The 17513-nt window shown below is 66.8% G+C and carries 9 protein-coding genes; 5 read left to right on the forward strand and 4 right to left on the reverse strand.

Translation table 11 applies throughout. The features are described 5' to 3' along the window. Positions 1-381: 381 nt before the first annotated feature. Positions 382-1533, reverse strand: a complete 1152-nt coding sequence (locus JJ691_RS11645; protein WP_211768791.1) for a helix-turn-helix domain-containing protein — start codon at positions 1531-1533, stop codon at positions 382-384. Positions 1534-1683: 150 nt separating this feature from the next. Here JJ691_RS11645 and JJ691_RS11650 point away from each other — a divergent pair, with 150 nt between their 5' ends. The 4 genes from JJ691_RS11650 to JJ691_RS11665 are packed head-to-tail and all read left to right on the forward strand — an operon-like array spanning position 1684 to position 8818. Further along, a complete protein-coding gene (locus tag JJ691_RS11650) occupies positions 1684-2283 on the forward strand; it encodes a toll/interleukin-1 receptor domain-containing protein (protein WP_211768792.1) in 600 nt (199 codons plus the stop codon). Between the two features lie 10 nt (positions 2284-2293). Further along, positions 2294-4492 carry an outer membrane protein assembly factor BamB family protein gene (locus JJ691_RS11655; RefSeq protein WP_211768793.1) on the forward strand — a complete coding sequence of 733 codons (2199 nt, stop codon included), beginning with the start codon at positions 2294-2296 and terminating at the stop codon, positions 4490-4492. Between the two features lie 16 nt (positions 4493-4508). Further along, a complete protein-coding gene (locus JJ691_RS11660; protein ID WP_211768794.1) occupies positions 4509-4946 on the forward strand; it encodes a hypothetical protein in 438 nt (145 codons plus the stop codon). Further along, positions 4943-8818 carry an NACHT and WD repeat domain-containing protein gene (locus JJ691_RS11665; protein WP_211768795.1) on the forward strand — a complete coding sequence of 1292 codons (3876 nt, stop codon included), beginning with the start codon at positions 4943-4945 and terminating at the stop codon, positions 8816-8818. The genes JJ691_RS11660 and JJ691_RS11665 overlap by 4 nt, the downstream gene beginning before the upstream one ends. A gap of 748 nt (positions 8819-9566) precedes the next feature. On the opposite strand, the gene JJ691_RS11670 is transcribed toward JJ691_RS11665, so the two are convergent. From JJ691_RS11670 to JJ691_RS52915, 3 genes are all read right to left on the reverse strand, one after another. Then, on the reverse strand, positions 9567-10391 hold the full coding sequence (locus JJ691_RS11670) for a serine peptidase (protein ID WP_211768796.1): 825 nt from the start codon (positions 10389-10391) through the stop codon (positions 9567-9569). After that, complete coding sequence (locus JJ691_RS11675) at positions 10388-13630, reverse strand: hypothetical protein (protein ID WP_211768797.1); 3243 nt, start codon at positions 13628-13630, stop codon at positions 10388-10390. Before JJ691_RS11675 ends, JJ691_RS11670 begins: the two co-directional genes overlap by 4 nt. Positions 13631-14483: 853 nt before the next feature. Continuing rightward, positions 14484-14606, reverse strand: a complete 123-nt coding sequence (locus JJ691_RS52915) for a hypothetical protein (protein WP_256449380.1) — start codon at positions 14604-14606, stop codon at positions 14484-14486. A 547-nt stretch (positions 14607-15153) separates the two neighbouring features. Here JJ691_RS52915 and JJ691_RS11680 point away from each other — a divergent pair. After that, positions 15154-16860, forward strand: coding sequence for a hypothetical protein (locus JJ691_RS11680; RefSeq protein ID WP_211768798.1), 1707 nt, complete (start codon positions 15154-15156; stop codon positions 16858-16860). Positions 16861-17513: the final 653 nt, after the last annotated feature.

Below are 17513 nucleotides of genomic sequence, written 5' to 3' on the forward strand. Positions count from 1 at the left end.
CCTCTACGATCCCCCGTCTCCTTCCAGGAGACGGCACGGCCGGAGCGACTCGCTGTAGTGAGCAGAGTGCTCGAGTTGATTCGGCAAGCGAAAACCAGGGGGAGGGGACGCTCGGCGCATGCGGAACACGATCGGGGGCCGCATGCGCCGAGCGGGATTCCGACGCCGGACGAGGCGTTCGTCCCGAGCGCACGCGACCCGGCCCGGCGTGTGGTAGCGCTGATGTCGTTCGTCCAGCCAGGCTCGCAGCGCGCCGCCGGGCAATCGACGGCCCGGCTACGCTCGCGGCTGGGCCACCTTCACTGGCGTGGCGACCGTTGCCGCACCGCGAGAACCGGACCAGAAAAGCGACCTCGGAGGACAGCCGGAATACCGATTGCGTCAGCGCCGCAGCGCCCACGCCGGACGCTGGCCGTGTGCGAGGGCTGCTGTGGTTTCGACGAGGCTCCGCTGGCCCGGCGTGGCCTGACGGGTCCGCGCCTGCTGCACGAAACGGCCAAGCTCTGCGCGGATGGTGGCGGAGTCCAGTTTCAGGATCGTAGGCAGGAGCGCCTCGATGACTTGACACGCCTGATCGAGGTGATCGATGCCAGCCATGGCTGTGGCCTGCCGGATCGTGAAGCGGCTGCGGGAGTTGCTGTCGTGTGGGAGTGCGGGGTGGCGCTCGAGTTCGATGGCGAAGATGTCGGCGGCCTGCTCGAAACGCCGGAGGCTGATCATGCATGACGCTTCGATGAGGCGCGGGTTTCCGTTCTCGATACGTGGGCCCCAGCGGGCTCCGTGTCTGTTGTCCTGGTGGGCGTGGCCTCGCGAGCGTTCCAGCGCTTCGTGGCAGGCCCCGTAGTCGCCGATGGACGCGTGCCCCTGGGCTTCGCGCCGCGCGGCGTGGGCACGGATCAGTGGTGTGGCCGCGGGATGGCCTGCCGCCTGGCCGGCCAGTCTGATCGCGGTAGCGGCGTCGCCGCGGTGCTCGGCAATGAACGCTTTGCGGACGAGAGCGTACGCGGCCATGGTCTCGTCGCCGCCGTTCGCTCCCCAGCGGACCGCGAGATCGGTCCAGCGCAACGCCTCGGCGAAGTTACCGGCCTCCTGCGCCATCCAACCCGTGTACTCGGCAAATCTTGATGCCAGCAACCAGATTTCGTCGCGCCGGTCGGCCTCGGCATGGGAAGCGGTATCGGTCAGGATCCGCGCGATGGACCGCAGCGAGGCGTCCACGAATCGGGGACCGGCGGATCTGCCGATGTCCTTCAGTTCCTCCAGGATCCGTCCGTATCCGGCAACGAGCGAGTCGACCGCGACGGGGCTGTCAGCCGGTGCGCCGCGGCGCGCGGTTTCGGCGAGCTTGATCAGTACGCCGCCGGCGTCGCACGCCGCGTCGCATGCTGCGGCTGCAGCGGACGTCGGGTTGCGGCGCCCGCTCTCCAGATTGCAGATCTGCCCCTCGGAGACATTCGCGCGCCGTGCGAGCTCGCGCACGGTCCACCCCCGCCGTGCTCGGAGCCTCGCCAGTTCGACGCCGAAGTCGCCCACACGAGCCAGGGTATGACGTGACGCAGGTGGGAACAACGCAGCGAGGACATCGCGTCGCTATTCAGTTCAGGTCGAATATGCGTCGAACCCTGTGTCCGACCGATACGGTAGCTGGGAGCTCTCGTCAGAGCGGCCTGGAAAGGGGCGATCATGCCGCGTGTCTTCCTGAGCTTCCGAAAAGCGGACTCGCGGTGGATGCGAGACCGCGTCTACCAGGCCTTGACCGCCCGGTTTGGGGCCAGCGAGGTCTTCAAGTCGGGCGGGTCGATCCCAGCGGGTGCCGACTACGCCGAGATCCTGCGGCGGCAGGCCGCCGAGTGTGAACTGATGCTCGTGCTCATCGGGCCGGCGTGGCTCGACATCCGTGGCGACGACGGGGTGCGGCTCATCGATCGGGCCCACGACTGGGTCCGCGTGGAGATCGCGACGGCCCTGAAGGCGGGAAACCGCGTCGTCCCCGTCCTGCTGGGCGACGCGACGATGCTTCCCGCGGCAGCGGCGTTGCCGGACGAGATAGCAGATCTCGCGCGGCTGCAGTTTCTCCGCGTTCCAGAGACTCACCTGGCGGACGAGCTCGACCGACTATGCGCCGACGTGACAGCTCTCATGCCCGATCTCGGGCATGGGTCGGTGTCGCCGACGGCCGCTGCGGCGCCTGCCGCTGAACCGACGGTGACCATGACGGCACGGGTGTCCGGCGGCGGCAGCGCGTACCAGGCGGCTCGCGATCAGACGATCCGACCAGCTTAGGGGTGGGGCATTGGAGAATCTCGAAGCGGGCGATCCTCAGCAGATCGGGTCGTATTCACTGATCGGAAAAATGGGCACGGTCAGTGCGGGGAAGATCTTCGCGGGGCGCTCGGTTGATGGGCGGGTCGTCGCGGTTACGGTGGTCCACCCTGAGGCGGCTGCGGCGCCGGAGTTCCGGGAGCGGTTCCGATCTGGTGTCGAGGCGGCCCGGGCGGTGTCCGGGGATTTCATCATGCCGGTTGTGGACGCCGACCCGGACGCGCCGTCCCCCTGGTCGGCGACCGCGTTCGTTCCGGGATTGCCGCTTCGGCAGGCAGTGGACCGGTACGGCCCACTGCCGGAGTCGGCGCTGCGACAGCTCGCCCTCGGCCTCGCCGGGGCCATGACCCGAATCCACGCGGCCGGGTTGATCCACGGCGAGGTAGGACCGGACTCAGTGCTGCTGGCGGTGGACGGACCCTACCTGGCCGCATTCGGCCACGCCGGGGCCAAGGAGGCCGACGGGTCACCGATGGACGACCTGTTCGACCTGGGCGCAACAGTGCTGTTCGCCGCCTCGGGAAGTGAGCCGCAGTGGGAGGGCGCTTCCGAGGACGCGAGAACCCGTCTCGCCGAACTGGAAACGATGACCAGCATCCTGCCGCCGTCGCTCCGCGAGGTGATCGGCGGCTGTCTGTACCCGGATCCCTCAACCCGGCCCACCGCGCAACAACTCATCGACTACCTCGACGGTCAGGGACAGCCGGTCCCCACCGGCGACTGGCCGCCAGCGGCGCTCATCGCCGACATCGAGGCGCTCACCGCAGCAACGCCGTCGAGCGCGATCGCGTCGAGAACTGTCGGCGGACGAGTCAGCCGTCGGAATCTGCTCCTCGGTCTGGCCGGAGGCGCGCTCCTGATCGGTGGCGCGGCCGCAACAGCCGTCCTCTCCTCCAATGGCTCATCACCGGCGACCGCTGGAAAGCCTCGTGGATCCACACCGCCGACGTCACCATCGGGCGTGTCCCCCACGCCGTCATCGACAAATGAACCAACCCCGATCATCCTGGACGCACCGGACGCGAGCAAGGTATGGAACGTCGTCGGGCAGAGTGTCCCTACGTGTCTGGAAGCCTCCGCCACGGTGGTCATGGTGGTCACGGATAAGGACACGGCCTTCTTGAACGCCTCGACGGGTAAGGCCGCGCTCCCTACGCTGAACACCACGAACACGTTCCGGTCGGACATGAGGTCCCCGACGACGTACGCGGCCGGTGTCTTCTACTACCTCTGCGAAGCACCGGACGCGTACAACATGGTGGCCGCAGTCGACGGCACTACCGGGAATGTGAAGTGGGCGAACAACATGGCCCAGGTCGATTCCGGCGGCGGTGACGCCATCGCGCGGTATGTGGCGGTCAACGGGAGCACCGTGTATGTATGCGGGGACGTGGACACCCACTCGTCCTCGACTTCGGATTCGACGACCGGTTACATCCGCGCGTTTGACGGCACGACCGGCAAGGGACTGTGGCAGGTTGAAGGCACGGACATCAACAACGTGCTGGTGCCACCGTCGGGCTCGTACCTGCTAGCGGCTTCGAGCAACCCGAGCGCCAAAGCCGGCCAGGTGCAGATGATCGACGCCAGCAAGCAGGGCGCCCGCGGCTGGAAGATACCTATTCCAAACCCCGAGTTCCTCGCTCAGAGCGGCTGGCCGATCACGTGTTACGCCGCCGGGCGGTTCTTTTTCGCCGGCGGTTCCGGCGACACCCTCTTCGCGGTAGACGCGGCGACCGGCACAGTCAAGTGGCACCAGCACTTCGACGCGAAGAACGGGGACCACGTCCAGCTCGGCCACCCTTTCGCGAGCCTGGACGGCTCGACGGTCTACGTCCCGGTCGGCAGCGATCTCGCATCCTTCAGCTCCGCCGACGGGACTCTCAAGTGGGTAGCGACGGTCACCGGAGCCGGTGCCTATGGCACGTCCAACATGTTCAACGCCTCCCTCAGTCTTGGCGTTAAGAGCGCGCAGTGTTCGGCCGACACTGTGTTCGTTACCGACGCGGCCAAAAATCTGTGGGCCATCAACGCGGCCACCGGCAAAGCCCGGTGGAAATACAACGATCCCGGGCAGCCGGACTCCGGGTTCATGTGGACAGTCGGTGGTGACCACGTGTTCATCGCCTCAAACCTGACGTTGACCGCGATCTCGGCCCACGGACAGTGAGCACAAGGAGGGGAGCATGGACACTGCCTCGGACATGGCCTGGGAGCTGGCATCGGCCGCCGCCAAGCGCTTGATCGACCTGCTGGCCACGGACGGCTGGACCGCGATCAAGGCCTCGGTCCTGTCGCTGTGGAAGCATTCGCATCCTGAGCGCGTGGAAGCCGAACTCGCTGAGGCCCGCGGTGAATTGATGCAGGCCACACAGGCCGGCGACAGCGTTGAACTCCAAGGGCTGCTGGTCGCCGAGTGGCAGGCGCGCCTTGCCAGGCTGATCGCCACGCGACCGGACATCACCGATCAACTTCGTGCGCTGCTCCTCCAGGTGCCGCCTGACATGGGATCAACGGGGCAGCAAACCACGGCCTCGATGACGCTGGAAGCACAAGTCTCCGGCGGCGGCGACGCCTATCTGGCGGGCCGGGACCTGACCATCACCCAAGGCGAGGCAGGGTGACCGAACGGGACGACTGCACGCGATCCAGCGGACAGCGGCCCTGGCAGCCGATAAAGCTCGAGGGCTCCGCGACCGACGGCGGAAGTGTCTACCAAGCCGCCCGGGACATGACCGTCATCCGCAAGCCCGACGGGCCGCGCCGCACCTGGCCCAGCCCTGACGCTCGCGAAATGCCCTGTCCGTATCCGGGGTTGATGCCGTTCCGAGTGGAACACAGGAACTGGTTCTACGGCCGGGACCAGATGATCCACATGGTCTTGGAGCGGATGGACGCCCGGATACTCGAGGGCGGCCCGCTGGTGCTGATCGGTCCGTCGGGGGCCGGGAAGTCCTCGCTCCTCGCGGCCGGGGTGCTGCCAGCCGTGGGCGACGGTCGGCTGCCGGTGGCCGGATCAAGCAGCTGGCCGCGGTTGACGCTGACTCCGACGGCGTCCCCCGCCCTGGCGCTGGCTGCTGCCGCTGGGCTCGACGCCGACGATGGCCGGCGCACGGCGGAGTCCTGGCGGTCCGATCCCTCGCGGTGTGTGGCGGATCTGCGCAAGCTGACCAGCGTTGACGCTGCGGCGGAGGTCGGGGAGCATCACGTGGCGGGCCTGATCGTGGTGGTCGACCAGTTCGAGGAGCTCTTCACGGCGTGCGCCGATGAGGCCGAGCGCGAGTGGTTCGTCGATGTGCTGGACCGCCTGGCCAAGCCCTCGGGCAGTGGCGTGGTCGTGCTGAGCCTGCGTGCGGACTTCTATGGCGCCTGCACGTCCTATCCGCAGCTTCGGGCGGCGTTGCAGGCCGGACCGGTGTTGCTGGGCCCGATGACCGAGAACGAACTCAAAGAGGCGATCCGCCTACCCGCCGAAGACGTGGCGCTCGATGTCGAAGACGGCCTGGTCGAGGTGTTGCTAGCCGATCTCGGGGCGGTCGGGGGCCTGGTGGGCGCGGGTTCCGCCGGCCGGTTACCACTGCTGGCACACGCACTGCGGGCGACCTGGCAGCAACGTAGCGGCCACAAGCTGACCGTGGACGGATACCGCGTCACCGGCGGGATCCAGGGCGCCCTCGCTAAAACGGCGGACAGGCTGTTCGACGCGCTCCCGACGCCGAGTCGCGACATTGCGCGGTGGGTGTTCCTGCGGCTCGTCACAGTGGGACGCGACGCCGACGACACCCGCCGTCGCGCCAGATACGCCGATCTGCTCAGACACGCGCCGGATCCGGAGGCTGCCAAGGCGGTCGTGGACGACTTCACGCGCGGTCGACTCCTGACCCGCGATCAGGACGCGGTGACGATCACGCACGAGGTGCTGATCCGAGCCTGGCCGCGGCTGCGGGAGTGGATCGAGCAGGATCGGGACGGCAACCTGGTCCGGCAGGATCTGGAAGAGGCCGCAGCCGCCTGGGAGCATGCCGGTCGGGAGCCAGGCGCGTTGTATCGCGGCAACCGCCTGGAGATCGCTCAGGCTTGGGCCGAAAAGAACAGGCCGGACCTCAGTGTCGCGGCCCGCGCGTTCCTGGCCACCGCCCGACGCCATCAGCGTCGCGGGCAGCGGCTCCGGCGGTCAGCTGTCGCAGCGATCACGGTGCTCGCCGTGGTCGCCTCTACGGCCGCGGCGTTCGCGTTCTACCAAAACGGCCGTGCCGTGGAAGCTCGCGACCAGGCCATCGACGCCGCTGTCGCCTCAGCTTCCTTGCAACTGGCGCCCACCGATCCCTCACTGTCCGCTCAACTCGCCCTGACCGCCTACCGCATGAACCCGACCCCGCAGGCGACATCCCGGCTGATCACCACCGAGAACACACCGATGGACATCCGACTACCCGGGTCGAGGGGCTCGGCCTACACCGTGGCCTACAGCCCCGACGGGCACACGCTGGCCGCCGGATACGTCTATCAGAACGTCGTCCGGCTCTGGGACGTCACCGACCCCAGCCACCCAGTCTCACTGGGCCAGCCAATTCCCGAAGACGCTTCCGTCGACTCGATCCTGGCCGTCAAGTTCAGCCCGGACGGACGCACGCTGGCGGTCGGCGGCCATGCCAACCACATCGGCGACAACGGCTCCGGCGGCTTCGTCGACCTGTGGAACCTGACGAGCCCCAGCCACCCGGTCCTGCTGGGCCGGCCGGCGAGCACCGGCGTGAGTCCCGAGGACTCCAGCAGCTCCATCGAATCCCTGGCATTCAGCCCAGACGGCCGCACCCTGGCCGCCGGACGGTCCGTCGGAGTCGTGAGCCTGTGGAATGTCACCCGCCCTGACGACGTCACCTCGGACGGCGAGGCTTTCGACACCTGCTCGCCCTCTTATCTCTTCTCCTTGGCATTCAGCCCCGACAGTCGCACACTCGCGGCCGGTTGCCGTACCGCCACCGATCCCGGCGACGGCACCATCGACCTGTGGAATGCCACCGACCCGAGCCACCCGACGCGCCGAGGCCAGCCGCTGAACGCCGGTAGCAACGTCGAGTCGGTGGCGTTCAGCCCAGATGGCCACACCCTGGCCGCCGGGGCCGAGGACTTCGACGTCCACCTGTGGAACCTTGCCGACCCGGAGCACCCGGCTCCATTGGGCAAACCCCTGACGGGACCCGCCCAGGCTGTGATGTCGGTGGCGTTCAGCCCTGACGGCCACATCCTGGCTGCCGGCGGCGCCGATCACACTGTCCACCTGTGGAACGTCACAGACGCCACCGATATCGTCCCGCTGGGGCGGCCGCTGGCCGGCCCTGGCAACGCGGTCGACGCCGTGGCGTTCAGCCCTGACAGCCGCACCCTGGCGGCAGGAAACGCCAACGGCGACGTGGATCTGTGGAACCTGCCGCCGACCCAACTGATCGGCGCGGGCGGCCCTTTGGCATCGGTCGCATTCAGCCCGGACGGCCGCACCCTGGCTGCCGGAAACGCAAACCACACCGTCAGTCTGTGGAACACCGCCGACCCCAACCACCCCGCTCCCAGAGGCCGGCCGTTGACCGGCCCCACCCAGGAGATCGGCGCGGTGGCGTTCAGCCCTGACGGCCGCACTCTGGCCGCCGGCGACAGCGGCGGCGTCGTCACCTTGTGGAACACCGTCGACCCCAACCACCCCACTCCCATTGGGCAGCCACTCACCGGGGCCAACGGGCAGATCTTTTCTCTCGCGTTCAGCCGGGACGGCCACACTCTGGCCGCAGCTGGAGACAAGTATGAGTTCGGCGGCATCGCACTCTGGGACGTCACCAACCCCGCGCAGCCCACGTCTGTAGGCAGCATCGACAACGATCACACGAGATCCGTCGAATCCATCGCCTTCAGCCCCGACGGCCACACCCTGGCCACCGGCGGCGACAGCAGCACTCACGAGGTCGGACTGTGGAGCACAACCGAACTCGTCCGCATCGGCAAACCACTACCCCAACCCACCGGCACCAGCACCTGGGTGGCCTTCAGCCCAGACGGCCACACCCTGGCCACCGGAAACAGCAACGGCACCATCACCCTCTGGAACAGCACCGACCCCAATCACCTCACTCCCAGAGGCCAGCCCCTGACCATGCCCGGTGGCAGCATCTGGTCGATCGCGTTCAGCCCCGATGGCAAAACCCTGGCCGCAGCAGGCCACACCAGCGTGGGCACCATCGCACTGTGGAACGTCACAGACGCCGATCACCCGACCGCGATCGGTGAACCGCTGACCGTCGCCACCGGACCCGTCTCCGTGCTGGCGTTTAGCCCGGACGGCCACACCCTGGCCGCCGCCACCGACGACGGCGTCGCCACCATCTGGGACCTGAACGTCGAAGCCGCGATCCGCGGCATCTGCGCCAACAGCGCCGGCGCCTTGAGCAGCCAGAATTGGGGCACGTACGTTCCGGTAATCGAGTATGCGTCACCATGCCCCTAAACGATGTCTCGTAACTGATCCTGGTGTGGTTCGCCGACCTGCTCGTGGTCAATCCGCGAGGGCGATGTTGTGCAGATGGGCGATCGCCGAGGCGGTATCGGCAAGTGTGCTGGCCGCGCGGCTCTGGAAGGGCCACGCCGTGTTCTCGGTGCTTGCCGCAGATCCAGCCGCGGTGTGACGGTCGGACTGCAGTGGCCCTACGTGCCGCCCGTGAGCACGAGCGAGGTGATCGCGTGGGTTCGTCGTTGGTGATGCTCTGACAATGGGCGGGCAGCCAGCGGTGTGCGTGCCGAAAACCACATCCGTACAGTTCAAGCGGCAGGTCGATACGCGTGGATGACGCCGCCGCAGCGCGTAGCAGCGGCGCCAACTGGTCGAACTGGCGCCCGCAGAACGCCCGCTCGCGCTCTCCGATCACGATCGCGTCGAACCTGCGGTCGGGGTCGGCCAGCGCCTGAAGAAGCGTGCCGCAGCGGGCCGGTTCGACCAGGAGCGCCGGCGTCACGCGCCCTGGTCGAAGTGCTCCGTCACGATGACGCCGTGGCCGGCGATCAGATGCTCGCTTATTTCTCGTTGCCACAACTTCGAGGAAGCGTGGTCCTGGTACTCCGAAGTGGACATCCGTCCGTAGAAGGCGAAACGTCGCGTGACAGGCTCGGCCCGCCACGGATCTGCCGGTCAGAGTCGCAATCGAGTAACCGAGCGCCGCAGACTGGCGGGGCTGAACATGCGATCGTGTCGATCGTCACTAGTGCTCGTTGAGCGTCGAAATCAGTCGGGTGCTGGTCAGGTAGTGTGAAACGAGGTGGAAGTCGAAGGTGTGCACGAGGCTGTGCTCATCCAGATCGACACCGCTAAAACGTCGCGACACTCCGAACCGTGGCACCGCGACGAGATCTCCCGGGTCGGCGAGATTGACCCAACGGGCGACACCCGGAGGGCGTGCGCCGCGGTCGTTCTGTGGAACCGGCTGGAGACGGGGGAAAACCGCGTGTGGCAGCGCCAGCGGTGACCCCAGCGTAATCAGGGCGTCGAGTCTTGCCTCGGGGCACGCCCACAACGCCTCGTAAGCGACCACTGAGCCGAGTGAGTGTGCGATCACGACGTTAGGATGGTGTCTGCGGAGAGCTTCGACAACACGGTCGCGTGCCTTGACGCGTGCCTGGGAATTCGGGTTCAGGTATGTCGCAACCTCGCTAAAAAACCTTGTTACGAACAACTCTAGTAGTCGCGGAGATATATGCCGTCGCTCGGCGAGCCATCCCAGTGTCTGTCGTAGTGGCCAAGTCCCCCAACCCTGTGAAATGCCCGTCGGAGCGTCGAGTGTTTCCAGCCATGCTCGCAGCATCTCTTCGGCTTCTGCGGAGAGGTTATTCAGGTCGTCCGCGCCTTGTCGCCCGGGGGTGTGTAGTTGGTCCGCGTAGTACGCCACCTCGACAGCCTCGGCGGAGATGCTTGGCAGGTTCATTGAAATGCGACGGTGCCAGAAGTTTGACAGGTTTTGTGCGGCTTTCTCGGCGGTTTCTCCAGGGCGGAAGTTGCCGACTCCGTGCACGCCAACGATCCGGGTCATGCTCTTCCTTGCGCTAGTTGGTCAAATACGATCACGTCTTGGCCGGTGCACACCACCAGACCGCCGTCCGGGGCGACGGCCAGCGCGTGCACCTCGGCAGGCATAACCAGAACTTCACGGCATGTTCCGGTGACGAGATCCCAGACGCGGACCGTGCGGTCGCAGCCACCACTGAACGCGACTGGCCTTCCGTCGATCTCGGCGCAAGCGACTCCGGCGATCCAGCCGGTATGCCCGACCAGCGGCTTTCCGTGGGGGCGGCCGGTCGTCAGGTCCCAGAGGCGTACCGCGTCGTCGTCACCGCCGGTCACGGCCACTGGCAGGCCGTGAATGGTCGTGCAGGCGACCGCGTACACCCGGTCCCGGTGGTCCCGCATCGGTGGGCAAATCAAGGTACCGGTGGTCAAATCCCACACCCGGACTGCGTGGTCGTTGTTGACAGTGACGGCGACCGGAGTTACGCCGAGGCCGACACAGGCGATAGCCCTCGTCCACCGCTGCCAGCCTATCGCGGTGTCAACAGCCTCACCGTCGAGTACATCCCACAGTCGGATGGAGTGGTCGCCGCACACCACTGCGACCGGACGGCGACCGACGTTGGCGCATCCGATGGCATTGATCCATCCCGTACCTGGCTGCGCTGAGTTCTTTACCGTTTCAGAGGTGAGATCCCAAGTCCGGACCACTCCGTCCGCTCCGCCGGTCACGACCAACTGCTTGCCGCCAACTCGAGTCGTAGCGACTGTGGACACGTGCCCGTTGTGCCCGGCTAGCACGCCTATATCCGTTCCTGACCTGAGATTCCTCCTCCACACGAGGCCACTGGTGCCCGCGATGAGGAGCTCCCCGTCGATGCCGGTGCACGCGGTGGCGGTCACCCAGCCGGCGTCGTCGAAGGGGAACGTCGCCGACCAACGAGGTATCCACTCGGAGGTAGGCGCCTCACCGACAGTTCGCCTGGACAGCTCATGCGCACCGCGTCGGGCCGCTTCGATCGCAAGGATCCAGCGACGTGTGTCGAAGTCAGCGCTGCGGAACGCCCAATGTTCGAAGGCACCGCTGTACACCTCTGCGTTGAGTCGGGCTGACGCGGACTTTGCGCGAGAAAGCTCGGGCAGCAGACTCAAGGTGTCGGCGTGCACCAGGAACTCCACGTCGGCGAGGAGATCGTCCATGCGATCTGCCTCGATCGCGTGATGAAGGGCGTGCCGTCGCAGGTAAAGAGGCACCGAGGCCCAGCGCCCCCACAGGCCGCCGTGCACCGCGTCGAGAATTCGCTCCAGTACGAGACCGGCCTGAGACGGAATCCCTGAGGCGGCTTCGGTGGCCTGGGCCCCGGCGGTCATGGGGTGGCGACGCAGATAGTCGGCGAGGCTCTGGTGCAACAGACGGTAGAGGGTCGTGCCGTCGCGCTCGACGGTCGTGCGGAGGTAGAAACGGGCGGCGTCTAACTGAGCCAGTGTGGAGGCGCCACCAGTGCTGGCTGAGAAGCCGGCTGCCACGAGGCCGACCACTTCGGCCGGCATTCCTTCGCCCTTGGCGTAGGCCAGGGCGGCCAGTGTCGCGCGCAGTGCGGTGCGGTCAGGCCTGGTGCTCAGCTCCAGTTCCAGTACCTCGGGCAGGCTGCACGGCACGGTGGAGCCAAGTTCGGCGGCGGTGGCGGCGGTCGTGGCGGCGGGAACGTTCTCGAGGTACCTGGCGAACATCCCTGCCACGAGGAACGGGCCCCATTCAGGTGTGTCCGTGGCAACCGGCTTGCTGCCGACCAGTCGATCGGCGACTGTCGTCACGAGTCGCCTGCGCACGTTGCGTTGTTCTGGGCCGGCGTACCCCGGTAGGTCGGCGAGCTTGGCGTGCAGGTACTCGTTGAGGTCGGCGCGCAGTTGCCGCCGGCTCACCTGGTCGAGATTCATCAGCTCGCCGGCCCCGGCCGCCATCCCCCTGAGCTTTTCGAATGCCTGCCACGGACGGAACCCGACGAGCAGCCGGCAGATCGGCGAGTCGTCCAGCCGTCTGGCCATGGCGAGCGGGAGCAGGAAGTCGTTCAGCACGCGCTGGGGATCCAGCGATTCGTCGACCGCGTCGACCACGATCACCGGGGTGGTCGAAAGGTCGGCCAGGTCCCTGATGAGCGTCGAGATCGTCTGTCCCTGCTCCGCGTGGGGAAGGGCGAACTGGCGTGCCAGCGAGGAGATCAGCTCATCGACGCGCCGCTGGCGGGCATGCACCGCGCCGAGGTGGTCGTTTCGCATCGGCCGGGACGATTCCTCTAGTCTGTCTCGCACGTGGGGCACCGCTTCGGTCAGGACTGGATGGGCGGAGCAGACCAGTGCACCGAGCAACGCGGACTTGCCCACCCCAGGACTACCGGTGACGACGCGCAGTCCGCGGGTCGGCACGTTCCCGTCCATCCATCGAGCGAGGCTGCGCAACTGCCGTCGGCGCCCGGCGAAATGCGAGCCGACCCGGCCGAGGAAGTGGTCTGCGTCGAAGACGTCGTCGAGTTCGTCGAGGAATGCGCGAAGGGGTGCGTCGATTGCCTGGCGGGCTTGCCGTTGCGGATCGTTGACGAAGAGTGGGTTCGGGAAGAAGGGGAGATCCGGCTCTCTCTGGGCCGGATCGAGCGGTGTGGCGTGCACTCGTTGCGGCACGCCGGGCATCGCCTCGACTCGTTCCGCTATCCTCCGGGCGAGTGTCGAGAACGACACGAACCGTACGCTGGCGTCGGTGCCCAGGCCGTCCTTCGCGAGTTGCGACAAGACGGACGCGACCGCCCTGCTGAACCTACCGTCGAATGCGTCCTCTTCGGGGCCGGCGCTTGCGATGACCCAGGCATGAGCGTCGCGCCCAGCTCGCGACGTTAGCCAGGGCAGCCGGGCGACCCTCCCTGACTTGCACAGGTCCAAGAGGAACAAGACAGGCGTCCGGCGTTGCTGGGCGGTCGATACCCAGTCGCTCACGTTCGTGCCCAGTCCGGTGTGTCCGCAAGCGGGCACCACGTCGAGCCGGTTGTCGTCATCGCCGGCCTCGCCATGAGACACGACGTGCACGACCAGGCAGGACTCGTCCTGACCGAGTTCCGTGCCGATCGCTTCAACCATGCTGGTGCGGTCGGGATCCCGTAGGACTGCGACGCGGTAACGCAGGTCGCTGAAAGCCTGGTCCACAAGTGACGTCACATCGCCTGCGAAATCGAGCTGCGCCCAGGCGTGCTGGTCCAGCGGAGGTTCCTCGTCCACCGGAACACGGCGTGCGAATTGCCCGACACTCAACAGTAGTGCTCGACGCTGCTCCACTTGCCCCATGGCCTTCCCCAAAAGCGAGTTACTCCGCGTGTGCGGAATGACTCCGCAGGTATGTCGGGTTCCGTGGCAGAACCGTTACAGGGTAGGGGATGGTCAATTCGTTCCGACCCGGAAGTGCGGCATCGTGGCTGAGGTGCCAGGATGGCTCGGGCTCCTTGACGGCCACGTCGGCGATACCGAACGCCTTGGCGCACAGGCGATGACCTCCGCCGGCAAATCGAGTGTGTCCGTGTCCGCAGGCTCGCATCGCGCGCAGGTCGCCGTCCGGATTCCGTCGCTCCGGAAGACCGTTCGCGGTAGAGGTCAAGCTCGCGGCGGCTTTTTCGCTCGGCATCAAGATCAGCACGTCGACCAGTCGAACACGTCCAAGCGATGCGGCTCAGCACGATGCTGCATGCGATCGGCATGACCCGTGTGTGCACGCGCCGACAGGCCAGTGTACCGAACTGGCTGGCAATGCTGGATCTGATCACCGCGCCATATGCATCCGTTCATATCGATCCACCGTACCCGGCACGCGTGCAGTGTGGATGGGACTTGCCCCAAGGTCGGGAAGTTAATGTGCGCCGCACCGACCATGTATACGACGACGACCACGCTGGCGCCCGTGGGCGTCAGAGCCCAGGACCGGGCAGCGGCCGCCGGGATCCTCACGGTTTGCGTCCAACACTACCGGGACGAGTTGTACCAGGGGCAGGCGATCATCGGGCACACCCAGTACGCGGACGCCTCGGCCGGCTTGGTGGCGATGGACGAACCGAACTCGGCCGCAGCGGGGTTCCGAGACTTACCGCCAGTACCCGAGCCCGGAGCGGGACTTGAGCTGTGACGACGCCTTCTCGAAGACGGACTCGCACTTGACCGCCGCCACCGAGCCGCAGGCGATTCTGGACTGGCGAAACGACGTCACGCCGATGACGTTCGACTTGAACGACTGGGTGTCGGCGTCGGACTACCAGATCCGGGGCAAGACGCAGGCGGACCTCGACGCGGCGGCGAAGGTAGAGCAGGACCTGGCGAAGCTCGACGCCCGGTCCGCGCCATGGACCCAGGAACCCGGAAGAACCTGCTCGACGCGCTCCTGGACATCTGGATGTCGCCGATCGTGGGCTTGTACATGGACATTACCGAAGACCAGGTACGCGGCTGAAGAACGCCTGGCCCTCCAACAATGCGCGGAGCCATCAGCACAGCGCGAAGAACGCCAGAGGATGCAAGGGGAAGGTGACGGACTTCGATTGGGTCTACTGCTTGTGCACCCTGTCGAGGCGGTGTAGGACGGTGCTCCGTGGCGGTGGTGGCCGCCACGGAGACTCCTCCCCGGCCCGGTTGGGAGTGTGTGTCTTCCAATCCGTCCAGTGGGACGGGACCGCGTCGGTTGCTCTGTGTGGTTTTGCTACGTCGGCTGGTCTGTCTTCAGCGGCGCTGGCCGGGCAGCGCCCTGAGGAAGGGCAGTCATGTCGAGCATCTTCAGTTCCACGTTGTCCGAGTCCGTAGCGTGGCGTGCCCGGTGTACCGGGGAGACCCGCCGTGACATCGTCCAACAGCTCCGGGACGAGTCCGGGCCCCTGATGCCGGCTGCCGACACCACGCTGCAACAGGTGCTGGAATCTGGTTTGCTATTGGCTGCGGGGGAAGCGGTCAACCACGTTCACCACGCGCGGGGCACCAGCTCAGGGCGGGTATCGGTCATCACTGAGGTCAAACTTTTCCGCGACCATATCGGACTGCGCATCGCCGACGAGGCGTTGCCGGGGTTGCTGGCCGAGGTGCTGCCCAGGCAGGGCGATGGGGAGCCCTACGGGGTGATGGGTCTACGCCCGTACCCAGCCCGCAAGCATCTTGACCTGGTGCTGCGCGAAGGTCGCCACAGGGCCTGGGCGCGCCTGCACGGCGTGCCTCATCGGCGATGGTTCCAGATCAGACAGGCTCTCCTGGACAACCAATCGCCCGAAGTCCCGTTCTGGGCCTCGGCCGGGCCAGTCCTCGACATGGCCGAGGCGGGCTTCAAACGACATCGAACGCTGTACCCGATATCACTGATGAGCCAGATCCTGCGGCGGTATCAGTTGTGGGGCCCCGCCGACTGGACCGACACCCGACCTGTCGGCCACACGATCAAGGTCCACTGGCAACAGGGGCCGGCGGCCGCAGACATCGCCGCCCAACTCCGTGACCCGATCTGCGGCATCCCGGGCATCACCGCTCACCCGGAAAGATGCTCGGACACCCTGCAACGTGTGGTGCTCGAACTCCGCGACAGCCAGGCGCGCGACAGCCAGCGGTCCCTAGCCAGGCAACGCGTGTCATTCACCGGCGAGCCCCACCGGGTGGTCGCCACGGTCCTCGGCAGGACCGGTTTGGGGCTGGACGACTGCACGCACGCCCAACTGGAGTTCCGTGCGCTGCTGGCGCTTTACCTGTTCAACGCCGGATCACTCAGCGCCGTGCCCACCACGCGGCAGGCATCCGCCATCACTCGCTACGAGCTGATCATGTCCCCTCGCCCCGATGAACTCGTCGTGCTCGCGCAAGCCCCGGCAAACGTCGCCTGGCGTCTCGTGGGTGCCGACACCTCCACGGGGGTGCCGGGTCTGCGTCTGCTCGACACACCGACCCCGGACACGTGGCGCCTGATCCACCTGCCCACCGGTGGCCGCATGACCATCACCAGGATGGACCGAGACACTGCGACCCACGTCCGCAGCACGCCGAAACCGATGGTCGCCCGGCTCCTGACGGAGGCGGACCCGCTATCGACGCAGGAGACGATGGAACTGGCAGGTCTGCTACGACGTTCGGGGCCGATGGAACGAGTGCTCGCCGCTCTGGTCGCCCGGATGACCACCCGTGACCCCGACGGGGCCTGGGCGGTCGGCAGGTGGTTTCATGACCCACTCCGCCGTCAGCTCCCGTCACGTGGTTACGCCCCCGACTCACGTCGGTTGTGGGGCACGGGGGATGAGTGGGAACTGTGCTGGGAGGGATACCCGGCGCCCGCGGATCTCGTGCAGTCGTTGACCCACCCTGCCGCCGGCCTGGCACGTGCTCGCCTCGAGTTGGAGGGGACGCGCCATTACATCGAGTTTTTCGGCGCGCGGATGCGATTGGAGCACCGCTGGGCCGCGGACCCGATTGCCTCCGTCAACGAAGTGGACCGCTGATGTAGGTCGTCGATGGCGCTGTCGCGGCCGATCTGGGTGACGAGCGCGCAACTCCGCCCGCGTCACCCTTGCCACGGCCAGCACGCTGGCCGTGGCAAGGGTGACGCCTTGCTCACATCGGAGTTGACGTTCGCGGAGAACGCGACGGAGGCCGGCACTCCCCATCGCGACCCACCACCGCTGCATTTGAACATGTTCTACCTGAGATCCCCTAGCCGGAGGCGGACTCAGCACGACCAGTCGTCAACGGTGACTGGTTGAGCTGAGGCTGGCCGCCGCCCGCTCAACCAGTGGATGAGGGGAGAGCCTGGTGGGGCTGGAGTTCCGTTTCTCTGCCGACGCGACCGAGCTGTGGCCGATCGCGTCGGTCGTCATCATCGCGCTCGTACTGCACGGTGTTCCGCCACACAAGCGTGCGCAGGTCTTGCGGGCTCTCGCTGTGGTCGTTCGTAGCGTTGGGGCCGCCCTCGTTTCGTTGAGGCGACATGAGCGCAGACCGAAGGAGCTGCCTGGGCCCAGTGATGATCCACGTGGCTAGGCGCGAGAAGGTCGAGCGCGACACAGTCACGGTCATCACTGGTCAACTCCCAGCGGCGTCCACGGACAATGCTGGTGCCGCGAACAAGCAGACCCGAGCGCTCGCCACGAGACGC

Source organism: Kutzneria sp. CA-103260, assembly GCF_018263855.1.
Lineage (GTDB): Bacteria > Actinomycetota > Actinomycetes > Mycobacteriales > Pseudonocardiaceae > Kutzneria.